This is a genomic window from Gordonibacter sp. (assembly GCF_036667095.1).
Taxonomy (GTDB): Bacteria; Actinomycetota; Coriobacteriia; order Coriobacteriales; family Eggerthellaceae; genus Gordonibacter.
Genome location: NZ_JAVWUP010000040.1, coordinates 1 through 19,327, shown reverse-complemented (window position 1 = coordinate 19,327; position 19,327 = coordinate 1). Strand labels below are relative to the sequence as shown.

General features: G+C 64.7%; 15 protein-coding genes and 1 riboswitch. Of the genes, 10 read left to right on the top strand and 5 right to left on the bottom strand.

From position 1 onward, the window contains the following. Positions 1–387 precede the first annotated feature (387 nt). The 6 genes from RR842_RS05890 (at position 388) to RR842_RS05865 (ending at position 6,875) form a co-directional block, all read left to right on the top strand. Positions 388–1,416, top strand: coding sequence for a hypothetical protein (locus RR842_RS05890; RefSeq protein ID WP_332729234.1), 1,029 nt, complete (start codon positions 388–390; stop codon positions 1,414–1,416). An 83-nt stretch (positions 1,417–1,499) separates the two neighbouring features. After that, positions 1,500–2,237 carry a tRNA threonylcarbamoyladenosine dehydratase gene (locus tag RR842_RS05885; RefSeq protein ID WP_332724031.1) on the top strand — a complete coding sequence of 246 codons (738 nt, stop codon included), beginning with the start codon at positions 1,500–1,502 and terminating at the stop codon, positions 2,235–2,237. Continuing rightward, the gene (locus tag RR842_RS05880; RefSeq protein WP_332729232.1) at positions 2,237–3,118 is read left to right on the top strand and encodes a TatD family hydrolase; all 882 of its coding nucleotides are present in this window, start codon (positions 2,237–2,239) and stop codon (positions 3,116–3,118) included. The genes RR842_RS05885 and RR842_RS05880 overlap by 1 nt, the downstream gene beginning before the upstream one ends. A gap of 109 nt (positions 3,119–3,227) precedes the next feature. Beyond that, entirely contained in the window at positions 3,228–3,971 is a 744-nt protein-coding gene (locus RR842_RS05875; RefSeq protein WP_332729231.1) for a 4Fe-4S binding protein, read from the top strand. A 99-nt stretch (positions 3,972–4,070) separates the two neighbouring features. Continuing rightward, positions 4,071–5,522, top strand: a complete 1,452-nt coding sequence (locus tag RR842_RS05870; RefSeq protein WP_332513712.1) for a M20/M25/M40 family metallo-hydrolase — start codon at positions 4,071–4,073, stop codon at positions 5,520–5,522. A gap of 6 nt (positions 5,523–5,528) precedes the next feature. After that, a complete protein-coding gene (locus RR842_RS05865) occupies positions 5,529–6,875 on the top strand; it encodes an MFS transporter (RefSeq protein WP_332513714.1) in 1,347 nt (448 codons plus the stop codon). Between the two features lie 62 nt (positions 6,876–6,937). On the opposite strand, the gene ettA is transcribed toward RR842_RS05865, so the two are convergent. Beyond that, a complete protein-coding gene (gene ettA, locus RR842_RS05860; RefSeq protein WP_332513716.1) occupies positions 6,938–8,617 on the bottom strand; it encodes an energy-dependent translational throttle protein EttA in 1,680 nt (559 codons plus the stop codon). Positions 8,618–8,823: 206 nt separating this feature from the next. On the opposite strand from ettA, the gene RR842_RS05855 reads away from it, so the two are divergent. Next, positions 8,824–9,663 carry an RNA methyltransferase gene (locus RR842_RS05855; RefSeq protein WP_332521414.1) on the top strand — a complete coding sequence of 280 codons (840 nt, stop codon included), beginning with the start codon at positions 8,824–8,826 and terminating at the stop codon, positions 9,661–9,663. Positions 9,664–9,673: 10 nt separating this feature from the next. Here the strand turns inward: RR842_RS05855 and RR842_RS05850 are convergent, their stop codons facing one another. Together RR842_RS05850 and RR842_RS05845 are read right to left on the bottom strand one after the other, a co-directional pair. Continuing rightward, on the bottom strand, positions 9,674–10,900 hold the full coding sequence (locus RR842_RS05850; protein ID WP_332518280.1) for a TIGR00300 family protein: 1,227 nt from the start codon (positions 10,898–10,900) through the stop codon (positions 9,674–9,676). A gap of 730 nt (positions 10,901–11,630) precedes the next feature. Then, positions 11,631–11,912 carry a n-acetylglutamate synthase gene (locus tag RR842_RS05845; protein ID WP_332729230.1) on the bottom strand — a complete coding sequence of 94 codons (282 nt, stop codon included), beginning with the start codon at positions 11,910–11,912 and terminating at the stop codon, positions 11,631–11,633. A 196-nt stretch (positions 11,913–12,108) separates the two neighbouring features. On the opposite strand from RR842_RS05845, the gene RR842_RS05840 reads away from it, so the two are divergent. The 3 genes from RR842_RS05840 to RR842_RS05830 all read left to right on the top strand — a co-directional run bounded on the left by RR842_RS05840 (position 12,109) and on the right by RR842_RS05830 (position 17,852). Beyond that, positions 12,109–13,944, top strand: coding sequence for an NAD(P)-binding protein (locus tag RR842_RS05840; protein ID WP_332729229.1), 1,836 nt, complete (start codon positions 12,109–12,111; stop codon positions 13,942–13,944). After that, on the top strand, positions 13,937–16,762 hold the full coding sequence (gene fdhF, locus RR842_RS05835) for a formate dehydrogenase subunit alpha (protein ID WP_332729228.1): 2,826 nt from the start codon (positions 13,937–13,939) through the stop codon (positions 16,760–16,762). The genes RR842_RS05840 and fdhF overlap by 8 nt, the downstream gene beginning before the upstream one ends. Before the next feature lie 100 nt (positions 16,763–16,862). Further along, entirely contained in the window at positions 16,863–17,852 is a 990-nt protein-coding gene (locus tag RR842_RS05830; RefSeq protein WP_332729226.1) for a diaminopimelate dehydrogenase, read from the top strand. A 97-nt stretch (positions 17,853–17,949) separates the two neighbouring features. Here RR842_RS05830 and RR842_RS05825 read toward each other — a convergent pair whose 3' ends face one another. After that, entirely contained in the window at positions 17,950–18,249 is a 300-nt protein-coding gene (locus RR842_RS05825; RefSeq protein ID WP_332518436.1) for an MTH1187 family thiamine-binding protein, read from the bottom strand. Next, positions 18,250–19,086, bottom strand: coding sequence for a hydroxyethylthiazole kinase (gene thiM / locus RR842_RS05820; protein WP_332513548.1), 837 nt, complete (start codon positions 19,084–19,086; stop codon positions 18,250–18,252). A 57-nt stretch (positions 19,087–19,143) separates the two neighbouring features. Then, positions 19,144–19,258: riboswitch (TPP riboswitch) on the bottom strand. Positions 19,259–19,327 lie beyond the last annotated feature (69 nt).

The window sequence follows — 19,327 nt, the reverse complement described above, 5'->3', positions numbered from 1 at the left end:
AAGATTTTAGGCGACGCTTCGGCGATCGGGCTATGTAAAGGAGCAGGGCGAATCGCCTGGTCGCGAGATCACTGCGCGGCTAAGTGGCTCCCGTCGCGTGGAGCTGCCGATGGCATGTGACAACCGGGGCTCAGGTGTGGCCTTCTGAAGCGCTCGGGCTTGCTGTGGCTAGCAGCGTGCCGGCCTGCCGGCGGATGCGGCGGCGTGGCGCATGGCGTTCAGCACCGGTGCTTGTGGTGAAGGGGTGGACGTTCCGTGACCCCTCGGTAAGGTTTGCATGGAAGGGCTATGAACTGCGTTTTCCTGCGGTATGTTCGGAGTCGAAAAACGAGGGAATCCGGCATAGACGGGTTTGACGGCTGCGGTACAAGGCGAGGTGGAAACGGGATGGCGCGCGGTTCGGGCGAAGGGCGGGCGAAAAGAGGCGGACTGTTCGACGATTTGTCGATGGCCCAGATAGCGGCAGGTGCGCTTGCGGCCGTAACGTCCATGCTGCTGGCATCTCGCATAGGCATTGCAGGGTCGGTCATCGGCGTGGCTGTGGGCTCCATCGTGTCGGCCGTGGCATCCCAGCTGTACAAGAAGTTCTTCCTCGCATCCGCCGACAAGCTGCGCGAGCTGAAGCCGGGCGAGGCGGGTTACGGCGATTCGGATAAAGAGGAAGACGTTGGCGTGGAAAAGGCAGACGCAGGGCGTACGGTGCGCATAGAGGCTCCTGCCGTGCACCGCTCGAAGACGCCTTGCGTCGACGACATCGCCTCACGCGGCGACGCCACGGCGCAGCGCGTTCAGCGGATGCGCGAGCGCAGGAAAAAGGTGCAACGGCGCGTGGTCGTGGTCTCTGCGGCATCGGCGCTTGTGGCGGTGGCCGTCTCCGCGCTCATGATAGAGTTCGTGACTATGGGCCAGGGCGTTGGAGTCAAGACGACGCCTATCGTAAGCTCGTCGATCCTCGGCCAGGGGTCGGGCTTCGGCGATGCGAGCGCACCGGAAGCCTCGTCTTCCGAATCGGGATCGAAAGGCGAGCAGGGCGCTTCCGGCTCGGGCGACTCGCCCAAGGACCCCTCCTCGTCAGACAATGGCGGCGGGTCGTCCTCCGGCTCGACGGGCAACCAAGGTTCTGGCGGTTCGGGGTCTTCCGATGGATCGCAGGGCGGCGGCACGGGAGGCGGAAGTGCGGGCGGCACGACCGGCGATGGTGGATCGACCGGCGACGGTTCCGGCGGCGGCACGACCGGCGATGGCTCCGGCGGCGGTACGACCGGAGGAGGCGGATCGTCGGGCGCGGGCCAGCCCGACGCAGGCGGCTCGGGTTCGACAGGCGACGCGGCGGGTTCGGGCTCTCCGGGTGGAGCGACCTCGTCGAGCGGCGGTGCCGCAGCAAGCTCTGCGGGAGGCGCGAGCGTCGTCGGCTAGCGATATGCACGATGCGGGTCGGGCCGTTTGCGGGGCGGACTCCTCCGGCCGTGATACCATGGTGGCCGACAGAAAGGACTTCCATGACGGCAGGCAGTGAGGCTACCTCGAAACTCGAACTGATCATGGGCCGCGAGGGCCTCGAGCGGTTGGCGGCATCGACCGTCATGGTGCTGGGCTTGGGCGGGGTGGGATCGAACTGCGTCGAGGCGCTGGCCCGCGGCGGCGTCGGGCGGCTGATCGTCGTGGACCACGACGTGGTGCAGGCCAGCAACATCAACCGCCAGGCCATCGCCTTCCACAGCACCATCGGGCAGAAGAAGACTGAGGTGGTGCGCAGCATGGTGGCCGACATCAACCCCGAAGCGCAGGTGACTGCGCACGATACGTTCGTTCTGGCCGAGAATCTTGGCGAGCTGATGGGAATGTATCGCGGCCAGCTCGACTATGTGGTGGATGCCATCGACACCATTTCGACGAAGCTCGCGCTTGCCGAGTGGGCCGATCGCGAGGGCATCCAGCTTATCAGCAGCATGGGGGCGGCCAACAAGCTGCACCCCGAGTGCTTCAGGATAGCGGACGTGTCGAAAACGGTGAACTGCCCCCTCAGCCGCATCATGCGCAAGGAGGCGCGCAAGCGCGGCATCCGCCACCTGCGCGTGCTGTACTCGTGCGAGCAGCCGGTGAAGGTTCCGGTGCGCGAGGGCGCCGGGCGGCGGGAGCGCTCGAACCTGGGCACGGCATCGTTTGTGCCGCCCATCATGGGCCAGATGATCGCCGGCGAGGTTATCCGCACCTTGGCTGGCGTGGGGCGCGGCTGATGGTGGGGGATGCGGGGAAAGCTCGATCCGCTTCGACCTGCGAGGCGCCTGCTTGCGGCAGCCTCCCTACGGCCGAGGCGCTCGACGGTGCGCCGGCCGAAGTCAGAGGCGATATTTCGACGAGGCTCAGCGACCTGCATTGCCATCTTGACTTTGCAGGAAATGCACGCGAGTTGGCGTGTGGTTTGGCTGATTGCGGCACGGAATGCCTGTCGGTGACCGTGTCGCCCCGCGGCTTTGAGCGCGCCGCGGAACTGCTGGCCGCCTACGGCAACGTGCGTGTGGGCCTTGGCCTGCATCCATGGTGGGTTTCCGATGGCCGCTGCGGCGAGGCCGAAGTGGCGCGCTTCGAGCAGTTGGCTGCAGGCGCGCGCTTCATCGGCGAGGTGGGTCTTGACTTCGGTGCTCGCCACGTTGCTACTTGCGAAACGCAGTTGGCTGCATTCGACCGCGTGGCGGCATCGTGTGCCCAGGGTGGCAAAGTGCTCTCGATCCATGCGGTTCGCAGTGCCGGGGACGTGTTGGATGCGTTGGAGCGCAGGCATTGCCTTGAGGGCAATGCCTGCATCTTCCATTGGTTCTCGGGTACGTCCGAAGAGCTGCAGCGCGCCGTTGGGCTGGGTTGCTTTTTCTCGGTAGGCGAGCGGATGCTTGCCTCGCGACGTGGACGCGCCTACGCACAGGCCATTCCTGCCGCGCGCCTGCTGCTGGAGACCGACCTTCCCGACGAAGGAACGCCGCATGCCGCTTCCTGCGACCTGGAGGCCTCCTTGCAGCGCGCTGCCGCCCTGCTCGCTGACGTACGGGGCGAGCGCCTGGACGGCCTTATTGCCGAAACCAGTGCGACGTTGCTTGCGCGGGGTGCAAGGGCGAGCAACTAGCGACGATCTTCGGAGGCTGCGCTTGTTGTTGCGTTCCTGTTGTTATTCCAACGGAAGGCGAGCGGCTTCTCCTTTACCATGCAGGGGAGCATTGAGGAAAGGAAGCGATATGATTCGGAAGATCATCCAGATAGACGAAGGGAAATGCAACGGTTGCGGCCTGTGCGTCGACGCGTGCCACGAAGGCGCTATCGGCCTGGTGGGCGGCAAGGCCAGGCTGTTGCGCGACGATTACTGCGATGGGCTGGGCGACTGCCTGCCAGCTTGCCCAGCAGATGCGATTGCCTTCGTCGAGCGAGAGGCGGCGGCTTACGACGAGGCTGCGGTACTGGCTGCCCAGGCTGCGAAAGCCGCCGAGGTGGGAGCTGCCGTACCGGCGGCAGTTGCCGGGTGCCCGGGAAGCCGTCTGCGCAACTTGTTCCGTGAGGCCGCTCCCGCAGACGAGGTTTCCGACGCACCCGAAGCGCCGATCGAGGCGGCCGTTTCGACGGAGTTGAGGCAGTGGCCGGTGCAGATCAAGCTCGTTCCGGTGAGTGCACCTTATTTCGCGGGGGCCGATTTGCTGATAGCAGCCGACTGCACGGCGTACGCTTACGGCGACTTCCACCGCACGTTCATGCGTGGCAAGGTGGTGCTGGTGGGGTGCCCGAAGCTCGACGAGGGCGACTACACCGAGAAGCTGAGCGCCATCGTTGCGGCGAACGATCTTAAAAGCGTTACGGTGGTGCGTATGGAGGTGCCCTGCTGCGGAGGTATCGAACGCGCGGCCGTCAAGGCGGTCGAAGCAAGCGGGAAGCCCGTGCCGTGCCAAATAGTAACGCTGTCGCTGGACGGGCGGATTCTGGACCGGTAGCCATATTGGTATAGAATGGTTCGATAAACGTATCGACCCCGATCTTCCGGTTCGGAAGCACGGGGTCGCCGGTTCTTGGCTGCTCGAGGAGGGGGAGGCATGGAAGTGCTTGCGATTGTCGGTGCCGTGTTGGTTGTTTTGCTGGGTGTTTTGGTGGTGAACGCCCTGCGCCTGCACCCGACCGAGGTGGCCGATCCTCTGCCCCCGAGCGACGTTGTAGGCGACGACGACGCGGTCGAGCGCTTCCAGGAGATACTGCGGCTTCCCACGGTGTGGGGCGCGCAGGACCCTGAAGCCGACCACGTGCCTTTCGACGCGTTCGTGCCCGCGCTGCGCACGCTCTACCCCCGCGTGTTCGAGAACCTTGAGCTCACCTTGTTCGAAACCTACGGCATCATGCTGAAATGGAAGGGCGCCGATCCGACACTCGCACCTGCCGTGCTCATGGCCCATCACGACGTGGTGTCGGCCGACCCTGCGGGCTGGACCCACGACCCGTTCGCCGCCGACATCGCGGACGGCAAGGTATGGGCGCGCGGCGCTGTGGACACGAAGTGTATCCTGGCCGCGCTCTTCGAGGCGACCGATGCCCTGCTCGCCGAGGGTTACGTGCCGCCGCGCGACGTGTATCTATGCTCGTCGAACTGCGAGGAGGACAACGGCAGCACCACGCCTGCGATGGTTGCGCACTTCAAGGAACAGGGCATCACGCCGGCGTTCGTGCTCGACGAGGGCGGTGCGGTCATCGACAACCCGCCGTTGGGCGTGAAGTGCCCTTTCGCCGTGATCGGCGTGTCGGAGAAAGGCCTCTTCAACGCCTTCGTTACCACGAACGCCGCAGGCGGCCACGCGGCCACGCCTTCGGCCGCAGATGCCACGGCCAAGCTCGTGAGCGCGCTCGACGACGTGCAGAAGAACCCTCCTGCGGCCAAGCTCGCCGCACCTATCGAGGCCATGCTCAAGGAGCTAGCCGCCCGCGGATCGTTCGGCCTGCGCCTCGTGTTCGGCAACCTCTGGCTGTTCCGCCCGCTCGTGTTGCGCATCTTGAAGGGCAACTCCGAGACGGCGGCCATGGTGCGCACCACCTACGCGCTCACGCAGCTGGCGGGCAGCCCGTCGGCCAACATCATACCCAAGCAGGCCCGCGCCACAGTGAACGTGCGTGTGGACCCCTCCGAGTCGGTGGATGCGGCGCTTGCACGACTCAAGGGGCACTTCGACGCCGAAACGCAGTTCGAGGTAGCGGCTGCCATTGATCCCTCGCCTGTGTCGCCGTTCGAGGACGACGCGGTGTTCGACTACCTGCGCAGCGTCACGCAGAGCGTCTACCCTGATGCCGGCATCGCGCCCTATATCCAAAGCAGTTGCAGCGATTCGCGCCACTTCGCGCGCATCTGCCCGCATACGTACCGGTTCGCAGGTATCCTGTTCCGGGGCGACCAGCGCACGCGCGTGCACGGGCAGGACGAGAACCTCGACGTGGACGCGTTCAAACGGGGTGTCGGATTCTACACGGAATTCATCCGTCATCTCGACCGATTGGGGAAGTGAGGCAGCATGGAAGCAGCGAAACAGGGCGGCAGGTTCTTCTACGGGTGGTGGATCGTGGCCGGGGGCTTGCTCATTATGGCCACGTGCTACACCGTGTTCGTGAACTGCATCCCGCTGTTCCAGTCGCACATGGTGGAGGATCTGGGCATTACGGTGGGGCAGTTCAACACCGGCGTGTCCATCTGCACGGTGGTGGCGGTGTTCGCGTCGTTGGTCATCGGCAAGCTCACCGACAAGTGCAGTGCGCGGGTGCTGGGCGCGGTCACGGTGCTTACGAGTTCGGTCGTGCTCGTGGGGCTGTCGTTCGTCACGCAACTGTGGCAGCTCTATGCGCTGTGTGCCGTGGCGGGCATGATCGTGGTGGCCGGTACGCGCCTGCTCGTGTCGGTTATCATCTCGAACTGGTTCACGCTCAAGCGCGGCCTGGCTGTGTCCATCGCGCTGTCAGGTTCGGGCCTCGGCGGCGTCATCCTCTCGCCGGTGACGAGCGCTATGATCGCCGGGTCGGGATGGAGGGCGGCCTTCCTCGTGCTGGCGGTCATCTGCCTGGTGGCGGCGCTGCCTTTGGCGGTGGTCGTGTTCCGTTCCCGTCCCATCGACAAAGGGCTCGAGCCCTACGGCGCCGGGCAGGTTGAGCAGACGAAGGCCGATCGCTCGCCCGATGTGCCGGTCATGGTGTCCATCGGTTGGAAGCACCTGCGCAAGAGTAGCGCGTTTTGGTTGCTTATCGTCGGCTTTGTGATGATGGGCGTGGTGAACGGCGCTATCATCACGAACTCCATTTCCAACATGACCTCGGTCACGCTCGACGGCGTAGAGGTGGTCACCGGCGGGCACTCCACCCTTTGGGCCGGCAGCGTATGGTCGTTCTACCTGGCCGTGGTCATCGTGGCGAAGGTATCGCTCGGCGCTATCTACGATCGCTGGGGCATGAAGGCGGGCACCATTTTGGGCACGATTACCTCAATCGCGGCCGGCGTGGCGCTGTGCTTTCCCGCCACCGACGCGGGCCCGATCCTGGCGTGCCTATTCTTCGGGTTCGCCACGTGCATGGGCACGGTGGCGCCGCCCATCATGGTGGTGAAGGAGTACGGCAAGAAGGATTTGGGCACGGTGGTGGGTATCGTCACGGCATTCGAGATGCTCGGCGCGGCGGTGGGCGCCGTGGTGTCGGGTGTCATGTTCGATGTGAGCATGTCGTTTTTCCCGGTGTGGATCATGGTTATCGCAGCATCGGCACTCATGGGCGTGGCGCTGCTTGCCTCGATTCCCGCGGCGCGCAGGCTGGTGGCCCGGCGTACGGCCGAGGGCGCGCCCCAGTTGGACGCCGAAGGGTTCGAGATTGTAACATAGGTGCCACATCGAAGGGTCGACTGATGCGTAGCCGACCCTTCGATTATTACAAGGTTCCTCGCCTAGTTGCGCGTGAGCTTGCGGTGCAGGCGGTGGGGCTTGGAGGCTTCGGGTCCCAGGCGCGCGATGCGGTTTTCCTGGTACGACTCGAAGTTGCCCTCGAACCAGAACCAGTTGCCGGGGTCTTCGTCGCTGCCTTCCCACGCCAACATATGGGTGGCAATACGGTCGAGGAACATACGGTCGTGGCTTACCACTACGGCACAGCCCGGAAAACCCAGCAGGGCCTCTTCCAGGCACTCGAGCGTCTCGACGTCCAGGTCGTTGGTGGGCTCGTCGAGCAGCAGCAGGTTGCCGCCCTGCTTGAGCGTGAGCGCCAGGTTCAGGCGGTTGCGCTCGCCGCCGGAGAGCACGTTTGAGGGCTTCTGCTGGTCGGAGCCTTTGAAGCCGAAGCTGGCCACATAGGCGCGGCTGGGTATCTCCGTTTCGCCTACGCGCATGTAGTCGTTGCCGTCGGAGACTACTTCCCACAGGTTCTTCGACGGGTCGATGCCGCCGCGGTCCTGATCGACGTAGGATATCTTCACCGTCTCGCCGATGTCGAGCGTGCCCGAGGTGAGGGGTTCCATGCCCATGATGGTTTTGAACAGCGTGGTTTTGCCGACGCCGTTGGGGCCGATCACGCCTACGATGCCGTTGCGCGGCAGCGTGAAGGACAGGTTGTTGATGAGCACGCGGTCGCCGAACGCCTTGTGGATGTTCTTGGCCTCGATGACCTTGGCCCCGAGGCGCGGGCCGACGGGGATCTGGATATCGGTGTAGTCGAGCTTCTTGGCGCTGCGAGCCTCAGACTCCATCTGCTCGTAGCGCTCGAGGCGCGCCTTGCTCTTGGCTTGGCGGGCCTTGGGGCTCGAACGCACCCACTCAAGCTCGGAGCGCATGCGCTTGGCCAGCTTCTCCTGCTGCTGCCCCTGCGCTTCGAGGCGCTGGGACTTCGTTTCCAGGTAAGTGGAGTAGTTGCCCTTGTAGGGGAAGAGGCTGCCGCGGTCCACCTCGCAGATCCACTCGGCCACGTGGTCGAGGAAGTAGCGGTCGTGGGTGACGGCGAGCACGGCACCTTGGTAGCTGCGCAGGAACTGCTCGAGCCACAGGACCGACTCGGCATCGAGGTGGTTCGTAGGCTCGTCGAGCAGCAGCAGGTCGGGCGCTTCGAGCAGCAGACGGCAGAGCGCCACACGGCGGCGTTCGCCACCGGAGAGCTGCCCGACCGGATCGTCGGGATCGGGACACTGTAGGGCATCCATGGCTTGGGAAAGTTGGCTGTCCAGATCCCAGCCGTTGGCGGCATCGATCTCGCCTTGCAACTGCCCCATTTCCTCCATGAGCGCATCGAAGTCGGCATCGGGGGAGGCCATCTCTTCGCCGACGGCGTTGAAGCGGGCCACTTTGGCAAGCACTTCGCCGAAGGCCATCTGGATGTTCTCGAGCACGGTCTTGCCCTCATCGAGAGGCGGCTCCTGCTGTAGGATGCCCACCGTATAGCCCGCTGTCAGGCGCGCGTCTCCATTGGTGACCTCGTCGAGGCCGGCCATGATCTTGAGCAGGGTCGATTTGCCCATGCCGTTGGGGCCGACGACGCCGATTTTCGCACCGGGATAGAACGACAGGGAGACATCGTCGAGAATGACTTTGTCGCCGTGGGCCTTGCGTGCCTGGTACATTTGGTAAATAAATTCTGGCATATCCCTCGTTGTGCCTTTCTGTCAGGGACGGTACTGCTTAGGTTGCGCCCGTATCGCAAAAGCGGAGCATGAAACGCTCGCTTCGTGCGTAAGGCGTATCGCTTATTGTCTCATGAGCGAGCGCTGTTTGCGAGGCCGGGTTTGCCTGCGTCTCAAGTAAGTTTCGACGTGCTACTATGTTCGCCGATAAAAAGAGGAGGCGGGCGATGCCGCTTATTCGGGTGGAGAGTTCGGAAGATCTGCGGCTGGCGCCGTATTCGGGCATGACCGACGCGCAGTTGCGCGATAGCCCCGATTCCGAGCAAGGGCTGTTCATCGGCGAGTCGCGCAAGGTGATCGAGCGGGCGCTGGCCGCCAACGTGCGCCTGCGCTCGCTGTTCTTGGAGGAGAAGTGGCTCGACCAGACCACAGGGCTTATCGAGCGGCTTTTAGCGAGCGATCCGGAACTGCCGGTGCTCGTAGCCACGCGCGCGCAGTTCCACAAAGTTACCGGCTACGAAGTGACGCGCGGCGCTCTGGCGGCGTTCGAGCGGCCGGCACTGCCGAGGGTGGAGGACCTGTTGGTCGGCGCCCGCCGCGTGGCTGTGCTCGAAGATGTTGTCAACTACACGAACATCGGGGCGACTTTCCGCTCGGCGGCGGCGTTGGGCATCGATGCGGTGCTGGTCACGCCGTCATGCCACGACCCGCTGTACCGCCGTGCCGCCCGCGTGTCCATGGGGACGGTGTTCCAAGTGCCGTGGACGCGCATCGGACAGGTGCGCGACTGGGCGCCGGAGGGTGTGCCGCTGTTGCGCAACCTGGGATTCAAGACAGCTGCTCTCGCGCTTGCCGACGACGCGCTGCCGTTGCAAGACGAGCGCCTGCGGGCCTGCGAACGACTCGCTTTAGTGCTGGGCACCGAGGGCGACGGCCTTGCGGCTTCTACCATCGCGCAGTGCGACTACACCGTGAAGATACCCATGGACCACGACGTGGACTCGCTCAACGTGGCGGCAGCCAGTGCCGTGGCATTCTGGGAGCTGCGCACGAAGTGGAGAGGTTGAAGCGGTTCCTCTAACAGCCCAGCTCGTTGGCCAGCTGCTCGAGGAACAGTCCCACGTCGGTGACGACGCCGATGGTTTGCCAGCTGCCGCGGTCGGCCAGCTTGGTCACCACGGCAGGATCGATGTCCACACATACGGTGGTCACGGAAGCGGGCAGCATGTTGCCGGTGGCGATGGAGTGCAGCATGGTGGACAGCATGATGCAGGCACCAGCTTGCTGGCACCACGTGCGCATGGCCTCCTGCGCCTCGATCACGTCGGTGATGACATCGGGCAGCGGGCCGTCGTCGCGGATGGATCCTGCCAGGATGTAGGGAGTTTCCGTCTGTACGAGCGTGTGCATGAGACCGCTTTTCAGCACGCCTTTTTCGACGGCCTCGCGGATGCTGCCGGCAGCTCTTATGCGGTTGATTGCGCGCAGGTGGTGCTCGCTGCCGCCGGGGACGGGCGCGCCGCTTTTCATGTTGATGCCGAGCGAGGTGCCGTACAGCGCTGTCTCGATGTCATGCGTGGCTACGGCGTTGCCGCCGAACAGCACGCCGACGTAGCCGTGGCGGACCAGGCGGGCTAGATGCTCGGCTGCTCCGGTATGGACGACGGCTGGGCCGGCGACAGCGATGGTCTTGCGTCCGCTGTCGCGTACCTCGCGCAGAAGCGAGGCGACTTGCTTGACGATCTGCGCCTTCGGCTTCTCGCTGCTTACCGTGGAGTTCATGAACTCGAACGCCGCCTTCTCGCGCGGACGCTCCTGCGACACGACGCGCAGCCCCGCCTGCCCCACGACGAACAGGTCGCCTGCCTTCACGCGCCCGATGGGCGTGCCGGCTGCGGTCTGCGTCTGCTCGTCGATGCGAATGCCCAGATCCATCTCCGTGTTGGCGACGCGCACCCATTGGCCGCCCAGGCGTATGAACGTGGTCAGGTTCGTCGTCGAGTAGAAGTCTTCGGGGAACACGCCGTCGGCCGGCGCCGGTTGCGTGCGTGCGTCTTCGGGGTGCAGCGGGGTTACGCCCTGTTCATGGATGGCTTTCAGTATCTCGGCCAGGTGCTCTCTGCTGGTACCCGAGACGCGCATGGTGATGGTGGAGGGGTTCTCATTGCCGCGCCCGATGTCCAGCGACAGCATCTCGAAGGCGCCATCGAGCTCGACGATACCGCTCATGATCTTGCCTAAGATGTTCGAGTCGATGAGGTGCCCTTCGGCGGTTACATCCTCGTAGAATACGTGCTCCGACATGGCGCTGCCTTTCGTGATGCTTAGAGATAGCTGGTGTGCGCCCCATTGTACAGGAGAAACGGAAGAGGGAAAGGGCGCATGCCGGATGCTCGACGGTGTCTTTGCGTTTTGGGCGCGCCGCATTGGCGGAGTTCTACGTGTTGGTGCGGGCGGTGGCAGGTTGCGATGCCGGCTTGATCATTGAACCATGTCGGGCGAGCGCTGCGCAAGCAACGGGTTGTTGCTTGCGCTTATCGGGATAAAGGTTTTGTGCTGGCAAGCACGCATAACGTGCGAGTTATACACCCTTCGCTATACGGGTGCGCGGCAGATGCCTGCGCAAAATTGCTCTCCGTCTATCAAAATGATTTCTCGGGTCGTCAGAATTAGGAGAAGGTGATTTGATGTCCGGGAGATTCGGGAACTAGGAGGCGTGGCTTTAAGGGGGTCGGTCGGTGACTGAGAAGCGTTTGGCCTTACGTGGACAAAAACAGGCCTCGGGGCAATCTTTGGACGCAAATCTCTTGGTTTGGGTTTTTGCCACCTGGGGTTTTCATTTTGCTGTGTAGCCGATTCTCGAAAATGGCAGCCCCGAGGCCATATTTTGTCCATGACTATTTAAGCCATATATTTGGAATCGACGATTTGTGGAAGGGCTATACCGGGTTGCACAAGCCGTCTCCTCTAGCAGTTTGCTGGGAGCGCCCCTGCTGATTTGCTGTCGGTGTTCTTCGGTGATCCGCGAAGCTGCTCAGGCCTCTTCGATAACTGAGTGCCCGGCAGAGCAGTCATCGGTGAGCCATTGCCAGGACTCTTCCATGCGCAGCCGTCCGTCGGGAAGCAGGCAGGGCGTACTCTCGCAAACGCCCGCGCGCATTTCGCCTTGTGCGTTGAGGTGGTGGTAGTGGAAGCGAAGGCCGCCGCGCGCGTCGACCGTGCCCAGCAGGTGGCCTTGCACGATGTCGCCGCCGTCGTACTCGGCCCAGACGACGGTTCCACGTTGGCGATAGCGAAAGCTCGTGCGTGCATCCACCTCGCCGTTGTCGGTGTTCTCCTTCGACTGGAATACGCGACCGTCGTAGTTGATTGCGCTTGGTGTGGACTCGTTGGTCTGGGGTAGGGGCTCTTCTCCCGATTATCGGAGGGGCAGCTGCGTCCCATGAGAGCGGATGCGTTAGAATTGCACGGAGGACGAATGGTCGTTGGTGTCGATAAGCCGGGAGGAAACGTTGGTAAGACTGTCGATTGCGCCGAAAGCTTCTGCTGACGTACGCATCGCTTCATATACCGAACGGTTCGCACGCCGCGTGGAAGCGACGCCGCCCGGCTCGTGTCCGCTTGCGGTGCAGCTGTCGCTTTTACAGGCGAGCGCTGCGCAGACGTGCGGAAAGTGCGTGCCGTGCCGCGACGGTCTGCCGCAGCTTGCCAAGCTGTTGGAGCAGGTGGTGGCCTGCATGGCGGACGAGGCTGTGCTCGAGCGCGTAAGGGTGCTTGCCGAGATGGTGCGCGACACGTCCGACTGTGCGATCGGCTATGAGGCGGCCGCCGTCGTGCTGCAGGGCTTGGACGATTTTGCCGACGAGTATCGCAGCCATGTGGAGGCGGGCCGGTGCGGCCGAGGCGTCGATCAGACGGTTCCCTGTGAGACGCTCTGCCCGGCTCATGTGGACGTGCCTGCCTATATCGCACTGGTGGCCGAGGGCGACTATGCGGGCGCGGTGAACATGGTGCGCAAGGACAACCCGTTTCCGACCGCCTGCGCGTTTGTGTGCGAGCATCCGTGCGAGGCGCGGTGCCGCCGCGCGCTCATCGATGCGCCGCTGAACATCCGGGGCATCAAGAAGTTCGCGGTCGACCAGGCGCCGGCTGACGCCGTGCCGCCCGCCCCGCGCAGCGTGGACACTGCGCGCACCGTGGCGGTTGTCGGAGGCGGGCCAAGTGGGCTTACCTGTGCGTACTTCCTGGCGCTTAGGGGGCATCGCGTGACGGTGTTTGAGGAGCGCGAGCAGCTGGGCGGCATGCTGCGCTACGGCATCCCCGCCTACCGCTTCCCTCGCGAGCGCTTGGACGAGGATATCCGCGGCATCTTGTCCTCGGGTACCATCACGGCGCGCTGCGGCGAGCGTATCGATGCGGAGCGCATGCGCGAGATAGCAGGTGCGTTCCATGCGGTGTATGTGGCGGTGGGCGCGCAGGCGGGCAAGCGCCTGCGTATCGAGGGGATCGATGCGCCAGGCGTGGTGTCGGCAGTTGACCTGCTGGGGCGCGTTGGCGACGGCGCCTATCCCGACTACGTGGGGCAACGGGTTGTGGTGATAGGCGGCGGCAATGTGGCTATGGACTGTGCGCGTACGGCGGTGCGTGCCGGGGCTGCGGAAGTGTCCGTGGTGTACCGCCGTCGCAAAGACGACATGACGGCGCTGCCTGCCGAGGTGAACAGCGCGGTGGCAGAGGGCGTGGAGATGATCGAGCTGGAGGCGCCGGTAGCCGTCGAGGCGGGTGCGGACGGGAGGTGCGCGGCGCTGATCACGCAACCGCAGATGATAGGCGCTGTGCGCGGGGGTAGGCCGGCGCCGGTTGCGGCCGACAAGCCGCAGCGCCGCATCGAGGCCGACGTGGTTCTGGTGGCGGTGGGCCAGGACGTGGTAGCTGCGCCCTTTGAGGAGTATGGCATGGCTACGAACCGGGGCTGCTTCGAGGCCGACGAGTTTTTGGCGGCGTCCGGGCTGGACGGCGTGTTCGTGGGTGGCGACTGCCAAACGGGACCCTCGACGGTGATACGGGCGATTGCTGCCGGCAAGGTGGCTGCTCACAACATCGACGAGCACTTGGGCTATCACCACAAGCTTGTCTGCGAGGTGGAAGTTCCTTTGGCGCGCGAGAACGACCGCGTGCCCAAGGGTCGCGTGGAAATGGTCGAACGCCCCGCGCGGGAGCGCAAGCAGGATTTTTTAGAGGTGGAAATCGGCATGAGCCGCGAAGAGGTCGTGCAGGAGTGCGGGCGCTGCCTGCGGTGCGACCATTTCGGCTGCGGCGTGCTGGAGGGAGGCAGGCGCTATGCCTAGCATCACGATAAACGGCATCGCCTACGAGGCAGTGGAGGGCGCCACGCTGCTGGAAGCTGCGCGTGCGGCCGGCGTGCGCATCCCTACGCTCTGCTACTTGAAGGACGTGAGCGCCGTCGGTTCGTGCCGGGTGTGCATGGTTGACGTGGAGGGCTCGGAGAGCCCGGTCCCGGCGTGTGCGACCGTCGTGCGGGACGGCATGGCGGTGCAGACGGAATCCGCGCGGCTCGCGGCCTACCGGCGCATTGCGCTGGAACTGCTGCTCGCCGACCACGGTATCGGGTCGTTGGAGGAATGTACGGTATGCGCGAGCGACGGCGCGTGCGAACTGCAGGCGCTTTGCCGCGAGCTTGGCGTGCACGAGGCAGGGTGCGGCGGATCGCGGCGGGCTGGGGGCGCGGGCAGCGCGAAGGCCGTTTCTTCCGATGAGGGCCGCGGGAGCGCGAAGGCCACCCCTGTGGCCGGGAGTGGCGTTGCTGCTCGGGCTGCCTCTGTAGTCGAGGGCAACCCTTTCCTTTCCTATGACGCCGCCCGCTGCATTCGCTGCCAACGTTGCGTCGGGGCCTGCAACGCGGCTGCGCGCAACCATACGCTGCGTGCGGGCAAGCGTGGCGTGCTCACGACCATCGAAGCGCCTTTCGGGGCCGACTGGCGTGCGACGGCGTGCGAGTCGTGCGGCAACTGCGCGCAGGCGTGTCCGACCGGCGCGCTTTCCGAGAAGCGCCGTGTAGGCTATCGGGCGGAAGCGGTCACCGCGGCGCGCACCACCTGCCCGCACTGCGGCGTGGGGTGCCAGCTTGATTTGCTGGTGGATGGCGGCCGCATCGTGGACGCGCTGGGAGCGCCGGGGCCGTCCAACAAGGGGATGCTCTGCGTGAAGGGACGCTCGGCCAGCTTCGACTTCGTGGATGCGCCCGACCGTCTGCGCACCCCGCTGGTGAAAAACCCCGCAACCGGCGCGTTCGAACCGGCGACGTGGGACGAGGCCCTCGATCTGGTGGCCGGGCGCTTCGCCGAATTGCGCGACAGCTACGGCGGCGATTCCCTTGCGGCCTTCGCCTGCTCGCGCTCCACGAACGAGGACGTGTACCTGTTCCAGAAGATGGCCCGCGCGGCATTCCACACGAACAACGTGGACTGCTGCGCGCGTGTTTGACACGCTCCCACCGTCGCCGGTCTGGCGACCATGCTTGGCTCGGGAGCGATGACGAACTCCATCGATGACGTGGTGCGGCACGCCGATGTCATCATGCTCGTGGGGTCGAACCCCGAAGAGGCTCATCCGGTCATTGGCATGCAGCTGCGCGCTGCGGTGGAGCGCGGTTGCCGGCTGATCGTGGTGGACCCACGCGACATCGGGCTTGCCGCCCGCGCCGACATCCACCTGAAGCTGCGGCCCGGCACGAACGTGGCCTTCGCGAACGGCGTGGCGAACTACCTGGTGAGCGCGGGTCTCTACGATGAGGAATTCGTGCGCGGGCGCACCGAGGGCTTCGAGATCCTGGCGGCCACGGTGCGCGAGTGCACGCCGGCGTGGGCCGAGGAGGTCTGCGGTATTGACCGGCGCGATCTGGTCGCTGCAGCCAAGATGTACGCCGCTGCCGACCGCGCAGCCATCCTGTACTGCCTGGGCGTGACTGAGCATTCGACCGGTACCGACGGCGTGATGGCGCTGTCGAACTTGGCTATGCTGACGGGCAACCTCGGACGCCCCGGCACGGGCGTGAACCCGCTGCGCGGCCAGAACAACGTGCAGGGCGCGTGCGACATGGGTGCCGGCCCGGATGACTATCCGGGTTACCAGAAGGTGGACGACCCGGTCGCCGCGGCGAAGTTCGAGCAGGCCTGGGGCGTGCCTCTTGCTCGCGGGCGCGGCCTCAAGGCTACCGAGTGCTTCCCTGCGATGACGGAAGGCCGCATCAAGGGCCTGTTCCTGTTTGGGGAAGACCCCGTGCGCACCGACGCGGACACGCACCACGTGATCCGCGCGCTCGAGGCGCTGGACTTCCTCGTGGTGGACGACCTGTTCATGACCGATACGGCGAAGTATGCCGACGTGGTCTTGCCCGGCCGCAGCTATGCGGAGAAGGAGGGTACGTTCACCAACACCGAGCGGCGGGTGCAGCGTGTGCGCAAGGCGACGGACGGGCCCGGGGGTGCCCGCCTCGATACGGACATCTTCACCGAGGTCATGAACCGCATGGGCTTGGCGCAGCCACGCTTGGATGCGGCGCAGATTATGGACGAGATAGCCTCGCTGACCCCGACCTACGGCGGCATCTCCCATGCGCGCCTCGACGGGAAGGCGGTTGCGGGGCGGGGCCTCCAGTGGCCGTGCTCGACCACCGAGCATCCCGGCACGCCCATCCTGCACGTGAGCGCATTCGCGTTAGGGGTGGGTGCCTTCGCCACGCCCGAGTACCGGCCTTCGGCCGAGCTGCCGGACGTGGAATACCCGCTGGTACTGATGACGGGTCGCATCCTTTACCAGTACAATGCGCGTGCGATGACCGGGCGCACGGCGGGGCTGGATGAAATGACGGACGAGTCGTTCATCGAGCTGAACGAGTGCGACGCTGCCCGGCGCGGCATCGCCGACGGCGACCGCGTGCGCGTGTCCTCACGCCGCGGTGAGGTGGAAGTCGCAGCGCGCGTGTCAGCCAAGACGTCGCCCGGTGAAACGTGGATGCCCTTCCACTTCCAAGATGGCAACAGCAACTGGCTGACCATCGCCGCTCTCGACCGCGTGTCGAAGACCCCCGAGTTCAAGGTGTGTGCGGTGCAGGTGGAGAAGGTGCTGTCCGTGACGTGTCGTTGACCGCCGCGTGCTCTGTTTGCGTTTTGAGACCGGTGTTTAACATCCCTGCAATGTTGGTATGGTATCTTTCTCCTCGAAAACCGATTTGAGGAGGCAGGACATGGCGAAAACGCGTGTGGGTATTTTGGGATACGGCAACTTAGGGCGCGGCGTCGAGCTGGCGTGCGGCCAGAACGACGACTTGGAGCTGGTGGCGCTGTTCACGCGACGTGACCCGGCGACGCTTGCGGTGCTGACCGAGGGCGTGCCGGTGTATTCTGCCGACGACATGGCCGCGCACAAAGGCGACGTGGACGTGCTCGTGCTCTGCGGCGGCAGTGCGCGCGACCTGCCCGAGCAGACGCCCGAATGCGCGGGTCTGTTCAATGTGGTGGATTCGTTCGACACGCATGCGAACATTCCTGTCCACTTTGCTAACGTCGACGTGGCGGCTCGTGCTGCCGGCACGGTGGCCGTCATTTCGGCCGGCTGGGACCCGGGCATGTTCTCTCTTGCGCGCCTCTACGCCGGCAGCGTGCTGCCCGAGGGACGCGACTACACGTTCTGGGGCCGCGGCGTTTCTCAGGGCCACAGCGACGCCATCCGCCGCATCGAGGGCGTGGCCGACGCGCGCCAGTACACGGTGCCGGTGCCTGCGGCGCTCGAGGCGGTGCGCAACGGCGAGAATCCCGAGCTAACCACGCGCCAGAAGCATACCCGCGAGTGCTACGTCGTGGCAAAGGACGGCGCCGACAAGGCCGCCATCAAGCGCGCCATCGTCGAGATGCCGAACTACTTCGCCGACTACGACACCACAGTGACGTTTATCGCGCAGGAAGAGCTCGACCGCGACCATGCCGGTATCCCGCACGGCGGCTCGGTCATTCGCTCGGGCGTTACCGGCGAGAACGGCCAGCATAAGCATGTGGTTGAATACTCGCTCGCGCTCGATTCGAACCCCGAGTTCACCGGCAGCGTACTGGCTGCCTGCGCCCGCGCCGCACATCGCATGAGCCAGGAAGGTCAGGTAGGGTGTAAGACGCTCTTCGATATTCCGCCGGCGTACCTGTCTTCCCGAAGCGACGAAGAGCTGCGCGCCCGTATGCTGTAGGGGCGCAACGAAAGTTCCGAGGGCGAATCGCCTCTGGATACAGAAAGAGCGCCGACGGCCCTGTAGGCAGTCGACGCTCTTTCTGTCGTCCGGCTTGCTACGCCCCTAGAATATCGTCGACTTTGGCGACTTTCTGTTCCATCATGTTGGAGAACCCCGGGCGCACATCGGCTTTCAGCACGACTTCGGTGCGGATGCCCTTTTCGGCCAGCACGAACGTCGCTTCCTTCACCACGCGCATCACCTCGTCCCAGTCCCCTTCGATCTCGGTGAACATGGAATTGGTCCGGTTCGGCAAGCCCGACTCGCGTATCACGCGAACGACCTCGGAGACGTGTTCGGCCAGTTCGTCTCCCACTCCGAGCGGTGCTATAGCAACAGCTACGAGGGTGTTCATTTATGCCTCCAAAACTTCGAAGGGGTTATTGGCGATATCTTGCGGCGTTGCGGTGTAGAGCTCGTCGAGGAACGCCACCTGGAAGCTGCCGGGCGCTGTGGTTCGCTGCGAGGCGCGCCTGCCCGCTACATTGTAGACATTCGTTGCGGCCAGGGCGGCGATGAAGGGCGAGGCGCTGGTTGCGTACACGGCGGCGACACCGCCCAGCGAGCACCCCGACCCAGTGATCTTCTCCATGAGAGGCGAGCCTCCACGTGACGAGATAACCATCTGGTCGCACACGACCAGATCGGTCTCCCCGGATACGGCGACGGCCCCTCCGGTCCAGGCGGCCAACGAGAGGGCGGCCTGGCGTGCGGCGTCCACGGCGTCGGTCGAGTCCACCCCGCGGACGCGCGATGCGTCGCCGCCCCCTTCCAGCTCCCAAAGGCCGGCAAGTGCGATGACCTCGGAGGCGTTGCCGCGGATGATACTGGGTTTGTAGGCTTTGAGCTGGTGCAGCACGGCGGTGCGCAGCGACCCGATGCCGATGCCGACCGGGTCGAGCACCCACGGCTTATCCGCATCGGACAGGATGCGCGCCACATGGGGGATCGATTCCTCATGGACCGGTAGTAGCGTGCCCATGTTCACGTAGAAGGCGCCACCCGCCTGGGCGAGGAACTCGGCCTCTTCGGCCAGGTACACCATGGCGGCCGACCCTCCTGCCGCGATCTGCGCGTTTGCTACGAAACTCATGGTGGCTGCGTTGGTGATGGACCCCGCCATCGGGGTTGTTCTGCGCACCTCTTCGGCCGCCTGCACCAACTGCTTTTTGATTTCCGCTTTGTCGATCAAGGTTCCGCGCTCCTTCCGGGGAAGCAAGAAGACGCCCGCCGATACCGGCGGGCGTCTTCTTGATGAAAGAATGCTTCCTACGCCAGTATTAGCTGACAGGTTCAAAGGGTTAGGCTGATGCCTTCTCAACGTCTGCGGGCTCGCGTCCGCTTCGGTACCCCTGCATCGTATTCGGTTTCGACTATGGTAGCACGTTCGAGAGAAACGATACGCCCGCGATGGCGTGCGGTCGGTATGAAGC

Excerpts from the sequence above, each read along its gene's own strand:
- RR842_RS05890 (WP_332729234.1), top strand. The coding sequence starts at position 388 with ATGGCGCGCGGTTCGGGCGAAGGGCGGGCGAAAAGAGGCGGACTGTTC.
- RR842_RS05885 (WP_332724031.1), top strand. The coding sequence starts at position 1,500 with ATGACGGCAGGCAGTGAGGCTACCTCGAAACTCGAACTGATCATGGGC.
- RR842_RS05880 (WP_332729232.1), top strand. The coding sequence starts at position 2,237 with ATGGTGGGGGATGCGGGGAAAGCTCGATCCGCTTCGACCTGCGAGGCG.
- RR842_RS05875 (WP_332729231.1), top strand. The coding sequence starts at position 3,228 with ATGATTCGGAAGATCATCCAGATAGACGAAGGGAAATGCAACGGTTGC.
- RR842_RS05870 (WP_332513712.1), top strand. The coding sequence starts at position 4,071 with ATGGAAGTGCTTGCGATTGTCGGTGCCGTGTTGGTTGTTTTGCTGGGT.
- RR842_RS05865 (WP_332513714.1), top strand. The coding sequence starts at position 5,529 with ATGGAAGCAGCGAAACAGGGCGGCAGGTTCTTCTACGGGTGGTGGATC.
- ettA (WP_332513716.1), bottom strand. The coding sequence starts at position 8,617 with ATGCCAGAATTTATTTACCAAATGTACCAGGCACGCAAGGCCCACGGC.
- RR842_RS05855 (WP_332521414.1), top strand. The coding sequence starts at position 8,824 with ATGCCGCTTATTCGGGTGGAGAGTTCGGAAGATCTGCGGCTGGCGCCG.
- RR842_RS05850 (WP_332518280.1), bottom strand. The coding sequence starts at position 10,900 with ATGTCGGAGCACGTATTCTACGAGGATGTAACCGCCGAAGGGCACCTC.
- RR842_RS05830 (WP_332729226.1), top strand. The coding sequence starts at position 16,863 with ATGGCGAAAACGCGTGTGGGTATTTTGGGATACGGCAACTTAGGGCGC.
- RR842_RS05825 (WP_332518436.1), bottom strand. The coding sequence starts at position 18,249 with ATGAACACCCTCGTAGCTGTTGCTATAGCACCGCTCGGAGTGGGAGAC.